The following is a 21071-nucleotide window of genomic DNA, read 5'->3' as shown; positions in this document are numbered from 1 at the left end:
GAGAAAATTAAGGACTAAAGTGCTTACTACGAACTTGCTTAACCATCAATTTTTATTAGCTGGATAAGACTCCTGCAATACTCGTCAATTCCATGATTTTCTCAAACTGGAAATCATGAGCTAAATTCTTGATAAAATTTTGCAGTACAGCATTTTCTAAGGGTATTTGCTCAATCAATTCTAAAATCAGGTCATCACTACATTGGGCTGCGGCAGTGTACACTTGTTTCACCCATTCAGGCGGCATTTCAGATAATAGAGTTACTAAATCTGTGAGTGTCAACATTGATTTTGGTCTTTGTTGCTTTAGATTTGTTAACTGATAGCTTTCTTCTTGATAAATATATTGAACTCCCAAATATTCGCTCAACTTTTCTAGTAATTCTTCCTCACGGAAAGGCTTGTTAATATAATCATCGCAACCCGCTTTGATTATTGCCTCTCGTTGTTCCTCAAAAGCATTAGCAGTTAAGGCAATAATAATGGTCTTCCAATTGGGTATTTGGGATTCGGTATTTTGGATTAAGGTTTCTTCTCTAGTTTTAATAACTTTTGTGGCTTCGTAGCCGTCCATAATTGGCATCCGCATATCCATTAAAATTAGATGTGGTTGCCATGTCTGCCAAAGTGCGATCGCTTCCATGCCATTTATTGCTTCCTGGACTACAAAACCGATAGATGTCAGAATTTTCTTTAACACTAAACGGCTATCTGTGGAGTCATCAACCACTAAAATACGGTATTCACTTTGATCAGGCACTAAACTAATAACTTGGGGTCTAATTTGTTGGATCTGGATTTCGCTGACTGTGGCTAGACCAATTTGAATATCAAAAGTAAATTTACTTCCCTCGCCAATAGTGCTGGTGACGCTAATATCTCCTCCCATTAGTTGCACATATTTGCGGCTAATTGCTAAACCTAGTCCTGTTCCCTGTTGCGATTTTCTTCCGGTTTCAGTTTGCCCAAAAGCTTCAAATAGCAAGTCAATTTCTTGTGGGGCAATACCGCGGCCAGTATCTTGTACCTCAAAGGTTAGGAATTGGGAATTGGGCATAGGAAGAGGCAGAGGTGCAAAGGGGCAGAGGGGCAGAGGGGAAAGACTTACTGCTACTTCTCCCCTGCTCCCCTGCTCCTCTGCTCCCCTGCTCCCCTGCTCCCCTGCTCCCCTGCTCCCCTGCTCCCCCATCCCCACCCGCAGCGTCACCCTGCCAGTATCGGTAAATTTGATGGCATTTCCCAGGAGGTTAAGCAAGACTTGACGCAGTTTACTTTCGTCAACTTGGATGTATTGGGGAAGGTGAGATGTATATTCAAAGACCAATTCCAATCCTTTGGAGGTGGCGCGGAAGCGCAACATCTCTTTAAGGTTTTCCAAGAGGCGAATTAAGTCAAAACTGTTGAGATTTAAGGTTATTCTCCCAGCTTCGATTTTAGACATTTCCAAAATATCGTTGATTAAATTCAGGAGATGTTCGCCAGCACGATTGATGATTGCTAGATTTTGCTGATGTTCAGTTGATAAATCACGATCGTGGCTCATGACTTGGGTAAAACCGAGGATGGCGTTGAGTGGAGTACGCAGTTCGTGACTCATGTTGGCCAGGAATTCGCTTTTGGCGCGGTTAGCAGCATCAGCAATGATTACAGCTTCTTGCAATGCTTGTGACTGCCTTTGAGTTTGCGCTAGCAATTGTGCCTGTTGTAAAGCAACACCCAACTGATTGCCAATTTGAACTACGATGTTGATTTCTCCTGGTTTCCATTGGCGGGGATCGGAATTTTGATAACTCGCCAGCAATCCCCAAAGCTGACTACCATGTAAAATCGGAACAATAATGTAGGCTTTAGCCTGAAATCGCTCTAAGAGATTGATATAAGCAGGATGAAACTCAGCGTTGTAAATGTCTGGGACACAGAGGAAACTTGCACCTGGGGTTGCTTGCAGGTCAGAATATTCCATCTGGTTATCCGCACTATCCAAAATTTTCGCTAGGCAACGTCCATCTTGTAAAACACCTTCTGTGAGATGAGGATCGTTGTTGTGTTCTTCTATGAGAGAAATCCAATCGTTACCCACTGATTCAGAAACAAATTCGCCATTCCAGTTGGGATTGAAGCGATAGACAACAACCCGATCGCAGTTGAGTACTTGGCGTAATTCTTCGGTTGTCGCCGCAAATATCGTCTCTAAATCCAGTGTTTGGCGCATTCTTTGAATCACTTGCGCGATCGCTCTTTCTCGCTCTGCACTCTCACGTAAGGCTTCTTCTGCCAATTTTCTCTCGGTAATATCTGTAATTGTACCGATGTAACCTTTAATTTCTCCATCATCTCTAAATTCTGGCAAAGCATGACAAATTACCCAGACGACTGTATTATCATCGTCATGTAAGAAACGATGTTCGTACTTATAGGTTGATTTAGCGACTGTTGCTTGATTCCATGCCAACAATAGCTGTTCGCGGTCGTCTGGATGTACGGCATTTGCCCAACCTGTTCCCAGAGAATTTTCTAAACTACATCCAGTAATTTCACTCCAGCGTTGATTAAAATATAAAACATTGCCATCGACATCAGTATGAAATATACAAGCTGGTGAGGCTTCTGCTAAAAGTTGATATCGTTGCTGACCTGACTGCAAAGCTAGTTCTGCTAATTTGCGATCGTTAATATCTGCCCAATAACCAACCCATTCGATCGGGGAATTTGCTTCGTCACGAATTAACCTCATCTTTTCGTAGAACCAGTGATAAGTTCCGTCAGCGTGTAACCAACGGTATTCGTAAGAAATGTACTCCTGCTTAATCAGGTGAGAAAATTTTTCCGATATCAGTTCAATATCTTGTGGATGGACGCGATAAAGCCAAAAACTGGAGTTATCGATAAATTCCCGCGCTTCATAGCCCACCATTTCTTTAACGTTTTCACTGATAAAAGTAATGCTAAAATCCTCTGATGTTTTGCTGCTATAAATGACTACAGGGCTAGAGGTGAGCAGATATTGTAGGCGTTCGTTGGCTAAACGTAGTTCTTGTTCGACGTGTTTGCGTTCGCGTAGCGCTGCGTGTAGTTCGCTAATTTCTACTAAAACTGTGCCAACACCAGAGGGGCGATCGCCTTCACTAACAATCGGAAAATAAGAAGCTAAGAAGTGGCGGATAATATCTGGTTGCTTGATTGATGCGCTGCTTAATTCTTGATTGAGAATCGGTTGACCAGTTACCAGAACTTGTTGATAAATTGGTTCTACTACAGGGGCGATGTCGGGTAAGACTTCATGGATGGTCTTGCCAATATGATCTTGCTGGGGTAGTCCATTAATCTCCGCTAGCAGTTGGTTAATTTGGACAAATCGCAGCTGGTTATCTACAATATTCATACCGACGGGGGCACTGCTAAAAAAGGCATTGAGACGAGCTTCTCTGAGTGCTAGTTCTTGTTCTAAGGTTTTGCGCTCAATCAACCCACCCAATTGAGCAGCAACAGCACTGACTAGCAAGAGCAAACGCCGATCTACCAATACTGAGCTACGTTTAAAAAACACTAAAACAGCTAATACTTGGTTCCCAGCCAGTATGGGAACACCAAAACCAGCTTTGAATCCTACCTTTGCGGCTTGTGGCGATCGCAAGAAAACTGGTTGTGTAACTTTAGAAACATCTTCTATCCATTCGGGTTCTTGGTTCTGCCAAACTCTTCCTGGCAATCCCACTCCCAGAGCAAATTTCACCGTTTGGCTTTGCTGGCAGAATTCTTCTAAGCTGCTCTCCTCTCCATACCAACCCAAACTATGCTCTAAAACAGTCCCATCTTTATTAGGTAGCCAGGCTTCACCAAAATCCCAGCCAATGGTGTGGCAAATTAAGCGCAAGACCACTGCTAAGGCGCTGTTGACATCACTGGCGCGAGTGATAGCTTGGGTTGTCAACAGTAACAAACGGCTTTCATTTTCTGCCTGCTTGCGTTCAGTAATATCTTTTGCGGTTCCCAGTACGTACCATTGCCCATCAATCTCGATCATTTCTGCACTCAACAGTGTTGTCCTGATTTCTCCTGTTGCTGTGCAGACATCAATTTCATAGTTGCGGATGGCTTTGGTTTCTTGCAGGATGTTGATGAGAAAATGATATTCTTCTGGATTCACCCAAATATGCAATTCTTCATCGGTGCGATCAATCACTTGAGAGCGAGAATAACCAAAAAACCGACAAAAGCTGTCGTTGACTTCGATGTAGCGTTTATTGGGAACAGTAATTAAGGCAATTGGATCGGGAGATGACCGGAAAGCTGATGCTAACTTTTCTTCAGAAGCCCGTCGTGCTGCTTCTGCGCGTTGGCGTTCTTTTGCCTCCAATACCAAAGATACTAAATTACCCAGAGAGCGAGCGAAATTTTGGTCCTCTAGCGTCCAATGATGAGTAACTTCCACTGCCTCTAGACATAAAACTCCTACGGTCTTTCCCTCCAGCCTAACGGGTGTATCGAGTATGGAGGTAATATTTAATCTTGAATAAGACGCAGAAAATTCTTTAATTCTGGGATCGGTATGAGCATCATCTGCGGCGATTGATTGGTTTTGCTGCAAAGCTGCAAAATAAACTGGATAGTCTGTCGCTGACAAGAAAAGTCCTTCGTTATGTTGATTGCGACTGCCCTCAAATAAATCAAAACACTGGATTTTCATGCCCGTTTCGTCATACAGCCATACACTAGCTCGTTCTACGCCAATATTGTTGACAGCTGTTTCTGTGATTATACTCAAGGCTGCTTTCAAATCACCCTGATAAAGCGTCTGATTTTGTGCCAATTGTGTTAGCACGAGATTATGGTTACGGAGCTTAATCGCGCTTTCTTGGAGTAACTTTTCTATACCTCTGCGCTGCGTAATATTACTAGCAGTGCCCGTCATGCCTATAACCTGACCCTCTTCGTTGCGTAATGCGATCGCATTCAACATTAAATAAAGTAAAGTACCATCTTTAGCCACACAGGTAGTTTCATGCTGGAAAATAGACTTTCCCTGAAGAACACGCTCAAAGGCTACTTTATCTTGAGCAACTTGTGTAGGTGAGATGAAATCAATTAAGGCACACCCGATCATTTCTTGGGGTTCGTAGCCATAAATCTGTTTGACTGCTGGATTGACAAAGGTAATTAATCCATCAATGCCCACCGACCAAATCATGTCCTGGGATGTCTCCACCAGGAGGCGATACTGACTTTCACTCTTCTTGAGGGCGGCTTCAACTACAAGGCGTTCGCTTCGATAAACTTCTCTACAAAAGGCTTTGCTAATACTAACGGGAATTTCTTTAAAAATATCTTTTATTTGTCTGTCGCGAATATTTAACTCAACTGTAATCCGTTGACGCTCTTTAATCTCCTGTTGCAGTTGGGCATTTTTTTCTTTTAACTGTTTTTTCAGTCTTTGAAGAGTGAGTTGATTTTGGACGCGTAATAAAACTTCTTTGGTTTGGAATGGTTGAGTAATATAGTCAATATCGCCTAAATTGAAGACGTTTATTTTTTCAAAAAAATCATCGAAAATTCCGAAAAGAATTATCGGAATTTCTTGAGTTTGATCCTTAGCTTTCAAATATTGACATACTTCATACCCATCCCTCTCTATAATCAAAACATTTAGCAAAAGCAAATCCGGGGGAGAAGCAATTGCCGTATTGATTGCCAATTGTCCAAAAATGACACTTTCTACCTGATAACCTTGGTGTTGAAGGATGTCTGATAAAAAATGTAAATTCTCTAAGTTGTCATCAACTAATAAAATTTTTATTTTTTGAGCATCCATATCAGTTACTAAGTTAATTTTAAATCAGGAAGAATTTCTTGAATAAAACTGAACATGAAATCAGACAGCAAAACTCTGCCACCAGATTGTAAATAAAATCATCGTCGCTTACAACCATACTTCAGCGCCGGGTGTATAGAAAAGTTGCATATAAAGCAGGATAACTGTTTATATCATCTCCGCTTGATTATTTAATTAAATCCGAAGAATCCCAAACAGCCAAAGCTACGGTGTACACACAAGTCCTAAAAACCTAGCTTAATGAGCCTTGACTCGTTCCCAGTCTCCGACTGGAATACATTCATTGAGTCTCTGACTCAATGTCTGACTGGAGGCAGCAGTCGCTAATCAGCCATTGCCATGCTCTGTATGGGAAGGAGATAATTGAGCTTTTTTTTAATTGTGTCCACACCGTAGCCCTTCGCATTGGGGAGACGCCAGAAGCGTTAGCAAGTCTTCATACGGCAAGCTATGTTCAGCGTCTTTGTCAATCTAACCCTTAGCATCGGGCTAGAGCTTCTAGCTACAAGCGAATTTAATTAAATTTACATTACATAATATAGTTTAATTTACGATCGCCTACTTCCTTTGACATTCATTATTCTCAAGCTTTTCATAATTTTTTTGTTTGATACGGTAAATCCAACCTATGTCTGTACGGTTTACCCAACTGTTTTTAGATTCTTCTTTTATTAAATTACTTACTAGAGAGAAGAAACAAAGCAAATAAAGCTCCTCTCTAAAAAATACCTCTAAAACTTTGTTTGATTACCCAAGATTGAATTAGAAAGTTAAGGAGAGATTAAAATATGGCACTGATTCGTTGGGAACCATTCCGTGAAATGGAGATTCTGCGTCGTCAAATGGATCAACTATTCTCTGAGCTTACAGTAGCCGAGCGCGGTAACTCTGAGATTTCTTCATCACCGAGAACAGCGTGGGTTCCTGCGGTTGAATTACATGATAATGGCTCAGAGTTGCTATTAAGAGTTGAGATTCCAGGCGTGGAAGCTAAAGACCTGGATGTTCAAGTTACTCAAGATGCAGTTTCGATTGCTGGTGAGCATCGTTACGAAAAACATTCCCAATCTAAGGATAAAGTTCATTCGGAATTCCGGTATGGCAAGTTCGCTAGAGTAATTCCTCTGCCAACCAAAGTTCAGAATCAACAAGTTAAGGCAGACTTGAAAGATGGGATTTTAATTTTGACTTTACCCAAACTGGAGCAAGAGCAGAGCAAGGTATTCAAAGTGAATTTAGGCCAATCTCAAAGTTCCACAGCTTCTATAGAAGGCGGCAATGGTAACACACAATCCAACATTAGATCGCAGCAAAGTGTTGAAACTGCTTGAGAAGACGTTCTATTTTCTCATTCAATGATTCCTATATCTCTGAAATAGGTAAATTTTGCTAGAAACCCCAGCCAATGAGTTTAGCTGGGGTTTTTCTTTTCAGGACTTACGCAACTGGCGTATTATTTTAACGTGAGTTCGACAAGTCTTATTTGACCTCTCCCCCAGCCCCTCTCCGACGCGGAGAGGGGAGCAAAAAGCTTAATTTTTCGTTTCTCCTCCCTTTCCGTTTCGGAGAGGGAGGCTGGGAGGGAGAGGTTCATCGAACTCACGTTATTTTAAGCTTGTAGTAAGGACTTTAGTCCTCAAGATAAGGGCTGAAGCCCTGACTACAAACAAAAAACTTTTATTTTCTGTGACACTTGCGTAAGTCCTACTTTTTTTTACTTAGAACTATTTCAGTAAATTCAGGGAGAGGGTGCTATTCCTCTTGCACATCAACCCAGATACTACCTTCTTCAACACGAATCGGAAACACTGGTAGGGCCTTTGGTTGTGAAACTAACGAGAGTACCTTACCTACACCAGGTGGCCAAGAACACCAATCTTTTACCTCACCAGTCCGCAGGTCAAAAGCACTGTGATGGAAGGAACAAACAATTGCGCCATTCTCATTTATTTTCCCACTTTTCAACGGTAATTTTAAGTGAGGACAAGTGTTATCTACAGCATAAAGCTGACTTTCGTGATTCAAAAGCAAAATTTTCCGGCTGCCAACTTTCACCACTTCTCGCGCACCTGGGGAAAGTGCATCGACTGCAAGAACTTTAGTCCAACTCATTAGGTTCTCCTCTCCTAATATATCTGCTTTCAGTTTCCCGCAATTGTGACCAGTGCGATCGCCTTTCAGTAGCAGAGAGTCGAGAATGTCTAGGACTGGCTCTGTCTACGCTGGTAAGATACTAAAACTATAAAATCTTACATTAAATACCATTTTTATACTGAACAAACTTATTTCTGGGTAAACTAAATAAAGCGCTTACTGTCTATGTTTCACAAGCCTTGTAGCTGATAAAAGACAATTCTGAGGGATATAAAAAATGATTAAGACAAGTTACGAATTTGACCAATCTATCCTCGCCGCAGGATCTTCATTAAAGACTGATATTCTGCTACGTTTTCGTACTGATATAGCTAAATCTCCTCGACGTAACCTTAACCTTTCGCTTGTAATTGACCGTTCCGGCTCTATGGCAGGCGCTCCCTTGCATCACGCACTCAAAGCCGCTGAGTCTGTGGTAGATCAACTTGAGCCTGATGACATTCTCTCAGTAGTTGTTTACGACGATGAAGTAGATAGTGTTGTGCCACCCCAAGCTGTGACTAACAAATCTACACTGAAAAATTCCATCCGCAAGGTGAGAGCAGGTGGTATTACCAACTTATCGGGGGGATGGCTCAAAGGCTGCGAACACGTGAAAACGCGACTCGACCCGCAAAAAATCAACCGTGTTCTCCTACTTACCGATGGTCATGCCAATATGGGCATTCAAGACCCCAAGATACTGACGGCGACAGCAGGGCAAAAAGCTGAGGAAGGCATTATCACAACTACGCTAGGTTTTGCTCAGGGTTTTAATGAAGACCTGTTGATTGGGATGGCAAGGGCAGCCACGGGCAACTTCTACTTCATTCAGAGCATCGACGAAGCAACTGAAGTGTTTAGTATTGAGCTAGACAGTCTCAGAGCAGTAGTGGGACAGAACCTCAAGGTGACACTTGAATTGGCTAATGGTGTCAGCCTGGTTGATACCTTAAGTCTGGCTAAAGTTAGTCAGAATGATGCAGGTCAAACTGTCATCACCTTGGGAGAGCTTTACGAGGGCGAAGATAAACTTCTCGGTTTGAGTCTGGGGATATCAAGTGCTCAAGTTGGCGATTTACCTGTGATGAAATTGCATTACAGCGCCGATGTTGTGCAAGATGACCGCATTCAAAGCGTGTCAGGTACAGTCGATGTCGTCGCCAAAGTTGGCACCATTGAGGAAGCAGCTTTTGCTGCTACGAGTCATATAATTCTGGAACTGAGTCGCCTTACCATCGCTAAGGCCAAAGAGACTGGACTTCATCTCGCTGAACATGGCAAGCATCAGGAAGCTGAACAAACCCTGCGATCGCTTGTGAAAGATTTGCGGGATAAAGGGTTGAATGAGAATTTTGAAATTGCTGAAGAAATCGATCAGCTTGAATATTTCGCCAGTCGAATCGCTCAAAAAGCTTTAGGCAATGCCGGACGGAAAGAGATGCGAGATCAGACTTACCAAACGATGACGCGCAATCGCAGCGATTTGGTAGGTCGCGGTGTCACTACTGGCGATGAAGTGTACGCCATGCCCATTGTGAATGAAGTCGGTTCAGGTGTTGAATTGCACTGCGTTCGTGAAGGGGGTAAACTGCGGGTCAAGGTCATGTCCGAAGGCTATGATTCAACCAAGAACATCCAGTTTCCTCGTGCCATTCGTGCCGAGGGGGCACGTTATGTTGTTGAAGGATTGGAACTTTCAAGCGATGCTACTTTCTATCGGGTACGTGGTAAGATTACCCGTTTTGCTCAACCTGGTGAAACAGATATCTTTGTTGCCCCTAGACAATCGTATCCAGCTAACACAGGTAAAGCTTCCAAAGGCCCTGCCAGTGCTGCCGATCTGCCCACAACTGACAGTGTAGGAGACAGCATTTTAGTTCAATGTGTCAAAGATGGCAGCAAACTACGTGCTAGGGTGGTTTCCGACGGATATGAACCGGATTGGAACATGCGTTTTCCGCGATCGGTTCGCGAGGAAGGAATGCTTTACGTTGTTGATGAAGTCAAAACCGCACCGGATGGCAAGTCTTATATTGCCTGTGGTGAAATTAAGCGATTTGTCCAACCCACTTGAATTGAGGAGCGGGGAGCAGAGGGGCAGAGGGGCAGTGGGGCAGCAGGAGCAGGGGAAAAGGTTAAAGGTTAAAGGGAAAAGGAATAAATTTAATCTTTCCCCTTTTCCCCTTACCCCTTTCCCCATGCCCAATGCCCAATGCCCAATGCCCCAATCCTTAAAATATGCCAAGTAAATATGCCTTAGCCGACTGAGACTGTCAGGATCAAAGAGTAAAGAGTAAAAGGCAATCTATTTTGACTTTTAACTTGCTCCTTTTGTTCAACTTCCACAACGGGAGGTTTAATCTTGACTAAATTGAAAGTTGGTATCAATGGCTTCGGTCGAATCGGGCGACTTGTGCTTCGTGCTGGCATCGATAACCCCAACATTGAGTTTGTGGGCATTAACGACCTAGTACCACCAGATAATCTTGCTTACCTATTAAAGTACGATTCAACCCACGGCAAATTAAAGCAGAAGGTTGAAGCCAAGGAAGACGGTATTCTCATTGACGGACATTTCATTCCTTGTGTGTCAGTGAGGAATCCAGCAGAGTTACCTTGGGGAAAACTAGGTGCAGATTATGTCGTGGAAGCGACCGGACTCTTCACTGACTACGAAGGAGCTGCAAACCACCTGAAGGCAGGTGCAAAGCGAGTGGTAATTTCCGCTCCCACTAAAGATCCAGATAGAGTTACTACCCTGTTAATGGGTGTCAATCATCACCTATTTGACCCTGGTAAGGATATCATTGTCTCCAATGCTAGCTGCACTACAAACTGTCTAGCTCCCATCGCTAAGGTGATTAATGACAACTTTGGGTTGACTGAAGGGTTGATGACTACAGTCCATGCTATGACTGCGACTCAGCCAACTGTAGACGGCCCCAGCAAAAAAGACTGGCGGGGTGGTCGAGGTGCATCCCAAAATATTATTCCCTCCTCCACAGGCGCAGCGAAAGCCGTAGCACTGGTTTTACCAGAATTGAAGGGCAGATTAACTGGGATGGCATTACGAGTTCCGACTCCCGATGTCTCTGTAGTTGATTTAACTTTCAAAACAGCCAAAGCTACCAGTTATCAGGAAATCCGTGCTGCTATGAAGGAGGCTGCCGCAGGTTCACTAAAAGGTATCTTGGGTTACACAGATGAAGAAGTAGTTTCCACAGATTTTCAAGGTGATACTCATTCCAGCATCTTCGACGCAGGTGCTGGGATTGAGTTGAATTCCAACTTCTTCAAAGTAATTGCCTGGTATGACAACGAGTGGGGCTACTCAAATCGTGTGATTGACCTGATGTTGTCTATGTCACAGAAAGAAAAACTCGCCCCGACTGCGGCTGTGGTTTGATTAGTCATTAGTCATTAGTCATTAGTCATTAGTCATTAGTCATTGGTCATTAGCTTTTGACTGCTGACTCTTGACTAGGGACTTTTGGGATTTGGGTCTAATGGTAAATACTCCGAAAATAAAACGGAATCTAGTATTTTTATTTAGCAAACCAGTGATATGAAGCACGTGTGAATTTGGATGTTTTGTGCGATGTCTACGACGGGCTACGCCTACGCTCAAAGCATTCAAATTCACAGGTTACTCCTCAACCCCCAATCCCTATGCGTCGAACCAAAATCATTTGTACTGTTGGCCCGGCTACATCTGCACCTGAAAAGCTGCAAGCCTTGGTAAAAGCTGGAATGAATGTGGCACGGCTGAATTTTTCCCACGGAGCTTATGAATTCCACGCCCAAACGGCTCACTATCTCAGGCAGATTAGTACTGAGTTGCAAAAGCCGATCGCCATTATGCAAGACTTATGTGGCCCCAAAATTCGCTTGGGAACTTTACCACCGGAAGGCTTAAATTTAGAAGCTGGTACTGAAGTTACTTTTGTTTTGCAAGAAAAGGGCGAGAGTATTGACGAACTACCCTTACCGTTGCCGACTTTATTTGCAATGGTGCGACCAGGCGAACCGATTTTAATTAATGATGGTCGCGTCAAATTGATAGTTACCGATCGCGATGCCGATCGCATTCGGGCACAAGTGAAAAATGGCGGGTTAATTTCTACGCACAAGGGAGTAAACCTACCCCAAACTCCTTTACCTGTAAGTTCGATCACCGAGAAAGACTTGCTGGATCTGCGTTTTGGGATTCAGTTAGGTGTAGACTGGGTAGCGGTATCCTTCGTGCGATCGCCACAAGACTTAGAACCCGCCAAGCGCATGATTGAAGCCGCTGGCGCTTCGATTCGCTTAATTGCCAAAATCGAAAGATCGGAGGCAGTAGAAAACTTTGATTCCATTCTGAAGGTTGCCGACGCGATTATGATTGCCCGTGGCGATTTAGGGGTGGAAGTGCCAATTCACGAAGTACCCCTAATTCAAAAAGATATTATTCGCCGTTGCAATCGTGCTGGTAAGCCGGTGATTACAGCCACCCAAATGCTAGAGTCGATGATTAGCGCCCCCGATCCCACCCGCGCCGAAGCCACCGATGTTGCTAACTCGATCTTGGATGGAACAGACGCGGTAATGCTTTCTGGTGAAACAGCTGTCGGACAATATCCCGTCGCCGCCGTCCAGATGATGCACAACATCGCCGTGCGGACAGAACAGGCTCTCGATGAGGGTAGCAAACACGCTTGGTGTCATGAAGCAGGCAGTCTTAGCGTTACCGAATCTGTGGCAGAATCCGTCTGTCGCATCGCTTATGAAACTGGCTCACGGGCAATTCTCTGTAACACTTCATCAGGAAGTACAGCGAGAATGGTGTCTAAATATCGGCCGACTTCTCCCATTATTGCCCTCACCTCCGACATTACCGCTTATCGCCAGCTAGCACTTTCTTGGGGTGTGGAAGCTTTGCTGATTCCACCAGTCCACAATGCCGAAGAGATGTTTACCAATGTAGTGAACACAGTTGTAGACATGGGTCTAGCAAACAAGGGCGATAAAGTAGTTATTACCTCTGGTGTTCCAATTGGTAAATCAGGAACAACTAGTTTAATCAAAGTGCATTCCATTGGACAGCCAATTTCGGCATAAGGCACTTAGAATAAGGCTGTGGCTCAAGATAGTAAGCAAAATTGGGCAATCATTAAGAAAAATTGCCAGAATCAGAATTGAAGGAAGAGTAAAGAGTGTAAAGAACTGGGGAATAAGTAAATCCTAAACAAACATCACGGAGTATTTTATGTCTAAGAATTTACTGGAACAATTGCGAGAAGTGACTGTTGTGGTCGCAGATACAGGGGATATCCAGGCAATTGAAAAGTTTAAACCCCAAGATGCCACCACCAATCCTTCTCTGATTACTGCTGCGGCGCAAATGCCAGAATATCAGGGAATTGTCGATCAAACTTTACTCCAAGCAAAAAAAGATGCTGGAGCCGGAGCCACCCAAGCACAGATAGTTTCTCTAGCGTTTGACCGTTTGGCAGTTGCTTTTGGATTAAAGATTTTGCAAATCATTCCCGGTCGCGTGTCTACGGAAGTGGATGCTCGCTTGTCCTACGATACGGAAGCCACTCTGACTAAAGCACGGGACTTAATTGCCCAGTATAAAGCTGCCGGAATTGGCCGCGATCGCGTTTTAATTAAAATTGCCAGCACTTGGGAAGGCATTCGCGCTGCGGAAATTCTCGAAAAAGAAGGTATTCACTGTAACCTTACCTTGTTATTTGGTCTTCACCAAGCGATCGCTTGTGCTGAAGCTGGCGTTACCCTAATTTCTCCCTTCGTTGGCCGGATTCTCGACTGGTACAAAAAAGATACCGGACGCGATAGCTACCCAGCGGCCGAAGATCCAGGTGTTTTGTCTGTCACCAAAATCTACAACTACTACAAGAAATTTGGCTATAAAACCGAAGTTATGGGAGCTAGTTTCCGTAACCTTGGTGAAATTACTGAACTTGCAGGTAGTGACTTGCTGACCATTTCACCGTCGCTTTTGGCTGAATTACAGTCAACTGTTGCAGAACTGCCACGTAAACTTGACCCCGCCAAGGCAGCAAATTTGGAAATTGAAAAGATATCCATTGACAAAGCGAACTATGACAAAATGCACGCCGCTGACCGCATGGCAACTGACAAACTAGACGAAGGTATTAAAGGTTTCACCAAGGCACTAGAAGACCTTGAGAAACTTTTGGCAGACCGACTCGTTCGCCTAGAAGGAGAGGTAGTGGCAAGCCATTAGAGATTTCCAATTAAAAAACATCCAAAGTAGTGTGCGTTACGGCTCAAGCCGTAACGCACTTCAAATATCATGTCTGGGTAATTAATATTCAATTCCCCTTCTCCCTTGGGAAAAGGGGTTAGGGGATGAGGGCGTGAGGGATTTGCAAAACGCCTGTCCGATATAGTTTTCGGCTTAAGTTGACACCAATGCACCCCACACACCAGTCGCTCATGGAGGAAACCCCGACGAGCAACAGCAATGTTTATCTACGTAGACGTAGCCCATCGTAGACATCGCACCAAAAATTTACGCTGCGAGCATGATATGACTCATTTTAATCTTCGTGGTCATCAAACGGATCGTTCAACTCCTTGCTAGGAGGGCCAAAGGAGGTATAAATCGAAATTCCAGTGATGGCAACCACCACGGCAGCCATAGAAATGCTAAGAACTATTGCGGGTTCCATAATTGAGAGATAGATGATGAGTGCTATTCTTATAGAATATTACAGAAGATTAAAAAAAGCTTTGGCAAGTAATCTTAGGTGAACTATGGCACAAAGGACTAGGTTGGGAGATATCCTGAAACCACTTAACTCTGAGTATGGTAAAGTGGCTCCAGGTTGGGGTACTACCCCTGTGATGGCTGTTTTTATGGCACTATTTTTCGTGTTTCTGCTGATTATTCTGCAACTTTACAATAAATCACTGTTGGTTCAGGATGTATTTGTCGATTGGCGCAGTTTAGGACGCTAACGCATACAAAGCGAGCGAGTTTGGATAACAAGTTAAGTTTCACCCGGTTCTTCCGGGTTTTTTTGTGAGTTGCGATTTGCTACTGAACAATAACTCAGCAGGTGTAGGTTGGGGAGCCACTGCGCCCTTGCGGTTTCCCGATTTGTACCCCTTCGGGGAAGCAAGCTACGCGCAGGGTCTCCCCTTGGGAGAAGCAAGTGGCGTTTGAGGAACGAAACCCAACATTCTCAAAAGTTTGTTGGGTTTCAGTTCCCTACGGGACGGTGTTCGCGTTTGTTAAACCCAACCTATATTTATTTTTTTCTCCTTAGAGTGACACAAGCGTCATAAAAGCGAAACATCTGCCAAAAGAAAAAATGTCGTACTACAATATCACTAAGTATTACTTAGTCAAACAGGATTAAAAGTTAATCTAGCTTTTAAATACGAACTATAAATATTGATCAAAAAATAAAACTTTTAGAGGTGTAAATGAGCGAAATTCCTCTCTGTAGCATAGTGATTTCATCCCAACTGCCCTCAAATGAAATAGAGTCTTTAGAAACATTGCTGGGGATGAGTTCAATCAATGTGCAAAAGTCACCAAGTCGAATATTAGGTGCAGATGACATAGTTTTTGTAGCTACAGTAGTTGGAGGGATAGCAGCAACAGCCAATTTGATAGAGTACAGTATCAAAGTCGCTAAGGCGATCAATAATTGGCGGCGAAAATTGCGAGAAAAAGGGATAGAACCAAAAGGCACGTTAGAACACCCAGTTCGTCCCTCTCTTGATTTAAGCACCGCTACTGATGAAGAAATAGAAGAATGGCTGTCTCGAAAGTAGCTGAAAAAGTTCCCCTTAGTCCAGGGGTAGAAAAATTTACTAAACAAGATAATTCGTTCAGTAATCAAATTCTGATCTTGTTTTCAGCCCCTCTGCTGACTGAAGAATTATTGGCGGTAGAGAATTTATCGATTCAGGAAGAAATTGATGCTATTGCTTTGGTGTTAGAGGATATATCTCACCCTATAGCAGTAGAAATAGTGGTTAAAGTAGCCACCTCACAGACTCTACAAGATGTGTTGTCTCATCGTGTCAAACCACTGATTATTCATTTTATTGGTCATGGAATGAGAGATCGGGATAATACAGCTTTGGTGTTAGAAGATGAAGTGGGAATTACTCGTTCTTTTAGTGAAGAAGAACTCGCGATCGCCCTATCCAACCAAAAGCAACCACCCTGTCAATTAGCATTATTGAATGCCTGTCATTCCGAAAAGTTAGCTCAAGCTTTTGTAAAAGCAGGAGTGTCTCATGTAATTGCGGTTAATGCTGAAGATAAAATTTTAGATATTGCAGCTCGATGTTTTTCTCGACGACTTTATCAGGCATTATTCAATCAGAATTCAGTTGCAAATAGTTTTTTATTGAGTCGTAATGCAGTTAAACTTGATGATAAATTAATAAAACTGTTTAACTCTCAGACTTTTAGGCAAGGAGTTAATTTTGATGAAGCCTTCAAATTTCGATTGCTACCCCAAACTGACCATAATCAATCGCTGATTATCGAACCAGCCGATTCTCACCAAGTTATCTATCCTCAGTGGTCAAATACTAATATTCCCCGTAAAGATCCAAATTTTGTCGGACGCAGGCAAGAAATACATCAGGTAATTAAAGAACTAGTAGAGTCGGATAATCGTTGTATTGCTCTTCATGGTATGGGAGGAATAGGTAAAACTGCCTTAGCTTATGCCGTTGCTCAGTGGTTACATGAGCGCGATCGCTATAAGGATGGAGTTTGGTTTATTAGTTTGCGCGATACTGATTCTGTAGGAACGCTAATTATCAAAGTTACACAGAGTCTGGAATTAAGGAGTTTTGCTTTAGAGAAAGAGTTAAGGAATAGTCGATTGTTTTTGATTCTCGATGATTTGGATAAATTGATTGAGAAAGAATCCAATGAACTAATTAAACTTTTGAACTCGCTTTTAGAACAGTGTCCTAATTTAAGACTGTTGTTAACTTGTCGTGATTCTTTAGTAAGGGATATTGATTGCCGTCAACAAGAAGTTTACAGCATGGGAGCTTCAGAAACGAGACAGATATTTAAAAAATATGCACCATTAGAAGCAGAATGGGGAGATAATGATGATTTGGTGTCAGATTTTAATCTTTTAGTAAAGTTTCTTGATGGCTATCCCTTACCCATTAAACTAGCAGCATCTTATATGGCAGAAACTCAATGTACTCTCAAGATGCTGTGTGAAGATTTGGACATTGAACCATTAGAAATTCTTGACGATTATTCTCCTGAACAAAGAAAAGACAGAAGTCTGCGGATAACTTTAGAGCGCTCCTTTGAAATGTTATCGGTAGAAGGACAAGATATATTTCCTTTATTGGCTTTTTTTCCTAGTGGGTTGAGTCGGGATTTAGCTATGGCTATTCGGGGCAGAAGTGGAAATAAGGCTTTAATGGAATTGCTCAAGTTTTCTATGGCAGAAAAGTCTCTTAGTGCATCTGATTGGAGAGTAACTTTACCCGAACCTGCCCGTACTTATGCACAAAGTAAATTGCAGAAAGGTAGAGGAATTGACTATCTTGCTCCTCAAGTTTTAGATTTTTATTATAGTAATTTGTGTGACACAGTTCTCAAGCATTTTGGCAATAGAGATGAGAAGAAAGGGCAGGAGTTGCTTCTGGAAGAAAACTCAAACTTAATCTTGTTTCTTGAATGGGGTTATGAGCATGAAATGAGTTTAGATAAAATCTGTCGCAGTGCGAGGATAACAGCTTCATTAAGTCCTTATTGGCGTTGGATTGAAGCGAATCAAGACCCTTTGGTTAGATTGGATTTGGCAATAGAGGCAGCCCAAAGAAATCAGGATCGAGTGGGAGAAGACTTAGTAAGAAATGCGATCGCTACTTTTTCTTCTAGAGAAGTATTTAAAGATGTTCAATCTTTGGGACGAGAAAGTGACGATCTAGAGTCCTTTGAGTTTGAAAGCATCACCGTCAACCATCGCGGCGAAATCATCGAACGAGAAACAAAACTTGCCCAATACTTCACCGAAACTCTACAAAGCCCCTCTCTCAGTGGCATACTGGACATCACCCTCGATATGGTTGCCATCCCTGGTGGTACATTCATGATGGGTTCACCCCAAGGGGAAGGAGATAGCTTTGAAAAACCTCAACATGAAGTAAAGGTTCAACCCTTTTTTATGGGCAAGTACCCAGTCACCCAAGCACAATGGCAAGCAGTCACATCTCTCCCGCAAGTAAACCGCGAACTGAAACCTAACCCATCCTATTTTAAAGGAGAAAATCGACCAGTTGAGAGAGTATCTTGGTTTGAAGCGGTGGAATTTTGCGATCGCCTCTCTCAATACACAGGCAAAAGCTACCGTCTTCCCAGTGAAGCAGAATGGGAATATGCCTGTAGAGCCGGAACTACGACTCCATTCCATTTTGGCGAAACAACTACATCAGAGTTGGCTAACTACGATGCTAACTATACTTACCGTGCTGGTGTGAAAGGAACATATCGAGGACAAACAACAGAAGTGGGCAGTTTTGAAGTAGCTAACGCTTTTGGGTTATACGATATGCACGGTCAGGTATGGGAATGGTGTCTTGACGATTGGCACGATAACTATGAAGGTGCACCAACAGATGGCAGTGCTTGGTTTGATGATAATAATAAACTTTCTCAAAAAATAGGAAGAGCCATACTGCGCGGCGGTTCCTGGTTCGACAATCCTAATTACTGCCGTTCCGCGTCTCGCAACCTCATCTTCTTCCTTGGCTTCCACAGCAACATTTTTAGTTTTCGTGTTGTGTGTGCTGTTGGGAGGATTCTTCAGTAGCCCTTTATACTTTTCCTCTTTCGCCCTTTGCTCTTGTTCTTTTTTCCTTTTTTGTCGCATCATGGCGACTCGAATTTTTTGGCATAAATATTAAGATTTTTTAATTTCAATGAAATAATTATCGGTCATCCAAAAGACTTATGATTGTATTGAGTGGTACGTTTTAATTGTTGAGAAATTGCCGAAAATTCATAAGTTTACTTTAGGCGGCAGGATAATCAATCAACTGTACGATTTATTTGAGGGATTAATTCAAGCCAAATATGCTAAAGATAAACTTATTCAACTAGAATCTCTCAATACTCAACTGGACATTTTGCGCTATCAAACACGAATGGTGCTTGACTTCAATTTGATGTTATTAAGTACTTAATTTACTCAAACTCAGGTGGCTACAGTTCTTTTATTGTTAATTCCCAACCTTGAAGTAATTCTGGTATTGTCAGTTTGTCGTTATCTTTTAAAACTACTGGTTCAAGGTTAGAGCGATAAACTGTTACTAAAAGTTTATCAGGGTCAATGAGAATACCCACTGTAGATCCTAGTTATAGGAATAGTTTAATCTTTTCTTGGAGTGGTTTGAGGCGATCACTTTTCGATTTGACCTCAACCATGAGATCGGGTACTAACTGCACAAAGTCACGCTGAGTCTTCTTGAGTCGTTCTGCTCGAACAAAAGAAACATCTGGAGCGCGTAGGTTTCTTTTTTCTGGGTCGCCTCCAGTTTCATTTGTTTCAATACTGGGCAAGATAAAACCAGCACTAGAACCAGTAACACGTCCCAGTTTGCGAGGCATGACCCATATATTCAAAAATTTCAGCAGACGAGAACCAATTTCGTCTGACTGATAATCGGATGGCTCCCATAACGATGATGTTTCCCTCTACTAGCTCCATTCGCCAATCAGGATTCTGTGATTGTAATTGTTCTAAGTCTTTGATTGTCAGAGACATAAGGCATCACTCGCTGGTGGGGCGTTAGCGTAGCTCGCCGCAGGCATCGCTTTCTATGATAGGCGATTATTGAGTAGACTACATAATAATATGTGAGTTTCTGTAGTAGTTCTATAGTTTACAGGAGACAAAAAATGAATATATTTGGTATCGGTCTGCCAGAAATGGCTGTAATTATGGTGGTAGCGCTGTTAATCTTTGGCCCAAAAAAGCTACCAGAGATCGGTCGGAGTGTGGGCAAAACAATTCGTAGTTTCCAAGAAGCTTCTAAGGAGTTTCAAAACGAGTTTCAAAAAGAAGCAGAACAGTTAGAAGAAGTTGTCAAGACTACTGCTGAATTGGAACCCAAGCAAATCCACCCTGCGAAATCTGAGCAGGATACCGCTAGTTCTTCCCAACCTAGCTAGTAGTCTGTCAAGTTCTTAGTAAGGACTTTAGTCCTTATTTTCTAAGCACTAAAGTCTTACTTACTACAAACCCTTCATTACTAGCTTAGACATTGTACTAGTGGTCTGTCCCATTGATTTTGAGGGGCTGCTAGATCCCCGACTTCTCTAAGAAGTCGGGGATCTGAACACCACTAACCTCTCAAAACTTTTGGGACAGACTACTAGAAGAGTGCTGCATATCAATTGACTGTAGGCAAAATGACAGAAGCTGTTACGCAACCAGCTTTGGTAATTCCCCAACTAATCGTCGGATTAGGGAATCCAGAAGCTAAGTACGACCAAACACGCCATAATATCGGTTTTGCTGCTTTAGAAACTCTCTCTCGTTCTTGGCGCATTTCCTTAACAGAAAACCGCAAGTTTCAGGGTGAGTATGGCGAGGGTATGGCCTCAGGTGGAGGTAAGATTCGCTTGTTGAAACCGTTAACTTATATGAATCGCTCAGGACAAGCAATACAAGCGGTGACAAGTTGGTATAAATTGCCGCCTGAGTCAGTGTTGGTAATTTATGACGATATGGATTTGCCCTTGGGAAAAACTCGTTTGCGTTTATCTGGTTCGGCTGGGGGACATAACGGGATGAAAAGTGCGATCGCACATCTTAATACCCAAAACTTTCCCCGTTTGCGAATCGGTATTGGTAAACCCAAAGATGCAGCTAATAAGGATGATTCTGGTACTATTTCTCATGTGCTGGGGCGATTTTCCGCTGCCGAAAATCAGCAGATGTCTCTTGTACTTCAGTTCGTAGTTGAGTGTATTGAACTAAGTCTCAAACAGGGAGTAGAAAAGGCGATGAATGTTTGTAATAGCCGCACCATTAATAATTCTGAGTCTTAGGGCTGGATGAATACTGTC

General features: G+C 42.8%; 13 protein-coding genes and 2 pseudogenes. 11 read left to right on the top strand and 4 right to left on the bottom strand.

The window, feature by feature from the left end:
- Positions 1-55 precede the first annotated feature (55 nt).
- A complete protein-coding gene (locus tag QUD05_RS32925) occupies positions 56-5809 on the bottom strand; it encodes a PAS domain S-box protein (RefSeq protein WP_289799710.1) in 5754 nt (1917 codons plus the stop codon).
- An 809-nt stretch (positions 5810-6618) separates the two neighbouring features.
- Here QUD05_RS32925 and QUD05_RS32920 point away from each other — a divergent pair.
- Entirely contained in the window at positions 6619-7161 is a 543-nt protein-coding gene (locus QUD05_RS32920; RefSeq protein ID WP_289799709.1) for an Hsp20/alpha crystallin family protein, read from the top strand.
- Positions 7162-7582: 421 nt separating this feature from the next.
- Here QUD05_RS32920 and QUD05_RS32915 read toward each other — a convergent pair whose 3' ends face one another.
- Positions 7583-7942 (bottom strand): Rieske (2Fe-2S) protein, encoded by a 360-nt coding sequence (locus QUD05_RS32915; RefSeq protein WP_289799708.1) that lies wholly within the window; start codon positions 7940-7942, stop codon positions 7583-7585.
- Between the two features lie 259 nt (positions 7943-8201).
- Here QUD05_RS32915 and QUD05_RS32910 point away from each other — a divergent pair, with 259 nt between their 5' ends.
- From QUD05_RS32910 to QUD05_RS32895, 4 genes are all read left to right on the top strand, one after another.
- Positions 8202-10040, top strand: coding sequence for a vWA domain-containing protein (locus tag QUD05_RS32910; protein WP_289799707.1), 1839 nt, complete (start codon positions 8202-8204; stop codon positions 10038-10040).
- A 288-nt stretch (positions 10041-10328) separates the two neighbouring features.
- Positions 10329-11372, top strand: coding sequence for a type I glyceraldehyde-3-phosphate dehydrogenase (gene gap / locus QUD05_RS32905; RefSeq protein ID WP_289799706.1), 1044 nt, complete (start codon positions 10329-10331; stop codon positions 11370-11372).
- Positions 11373-11635: 263 nt separating this feature from the next.
- Positions 11636-13066 carry a pyruvate kinase gene (pyk, locus tag QUD05_RS32900; RefSeq protein WP_354666192.1) on the top strand — a complete coding sequence of 477 codons (1431 nt, stop codon included), beginning with the start codon at positions 11636-11638 and terminating at the stop codon, positions 13064-13066.
- A 148-nt stretch (positions 13067-13214) separates the two neighbouring features.
- Positions 13215-14219, top strand: coding sequence for a transaldolase (locus tag QUD05_RS32895; protein ID WP_289799704.1), 1005 nt, complete (start codon positions 13215-13217; stop codon positions 14217-14219).
- Between the two features lie 316 nt (positions 14220-14535).
- Here QUD05_RS32895 and psbN read toward each other — a convergent pair whose 3' ends face one another.
- Complete coding sequence (psbN, locus tag QUD05_RS32890; RefSeq protein ID WP_012410654.1) at positions 14536-14667, bottom strand: photosystem II reaction center protein PsbN; 132 nt, start codon at positions 14665-14667, stop codon at positions 14536-14538.
- A gap of 85 nt (positions 14668-14752) precedes the next feature.
- Here psbN and psbH point away from each other — a divergent pair, with 85 nt between their 5' ends.
- The 4 genes and pseudogenes from psbH to avd form a co-directional block, all read left to right on the top strand.
- The gene (gene psbH, locus QUD05_RS32885) at positions 14753-14956 is read left to right on the top strand and encodes a photosystem II reaction center phosphoprotein PsbH (RefSeq protein ID WP_094348882.1); all 204 of its coding nucleotides are present in this window, start codon (positions 14753-14755) and stop codon (positions 14954-14956) included.
- Between the two features lie 471 nt (positions 14957-15427).
- Complete coding sequence (locus QUD05_RS32880) at positions 15428-15781, top strand: hypothetical protein (RefSeq protein ID WP_289799703.1); 354 nt, start codon at positions 15428-15430, stop codon at positions 15779-15781.
- The gene (locus tag QUD05_RS32875; RefSeq protein WP_289799702.1) at positions 15763-18810 is read left to right on the top strand and encodes an SUMF1/EgtB/PvdO family nonheme iron enzyme; all 3048 of its coding nucleotides are present in this window, start codon (positions 15763-15765) and stop codon (positions 18808-18810) included. The genes QUD05_RS32880 and QUD05_RS32875 overlap by 19 nt, the downstream gene beginning before the upstream one ends.
- 127 nt (positions 18811-18937) lie before the next feature.
- Positions 18938-19168, top strand: a pseudogene (avd, locus tag QUD05_RS32870) (diversity-generating retroelement protein Avd); the annotation flags it as partial.
- A gap of 34 nt (positions 19169-19202) precedes the next feature.
- On the opposite strand, the pseudogene QUD05_RS32865 reads toward avd, so the two are convergent.
- Positions 19203-19764 (bottom strand): annotated as a pseudogene (locus QUD05_RS32865) (Uma2 family endonuclease).
- A gap of 134 nt (positions 19765-19898) precedes the next feature.
- Here QUD05_RS32865 and QUD05_RS32860 point away from each other — a divergent pair.
- Complete coding sequence (locus QUD05_RS32860) at positions 19899-20171, top strand: TatA/E family twin arginine-targeting protein translocase (RefSeq protein WP_099103129.1); 273 nt, start codon at positions 19899-19901, stop codon at positions 20169-20171.
- 240 nt (positions 20172-20411) lie between these two features.
- A complete protein-coding gene (pth, locus tag QUD05_RS32855) occupies positions 20412-21053 on the top strand; it encodes an aminoacyl-tRNA hydrolase (RefSeq protein ID WP_289799701.1) in 642 nt (213 codons plus the stop codon).
- Positions 21054-21071 lie beyond the last annotated feature (18 nt).

Source organism: Nostoc sp. GT001 (assembly GCF_030382115.1).
GTDB lineage: Bacteria > Cyanobacteriota > Cyanobacteriia > Cyanobacteriales > Nostocaceae > Nostoc.
Note: the sequence above shows the minus strand (reverse complement) of the source record. Positions and strands in the feature narration are given on the sequence as shown.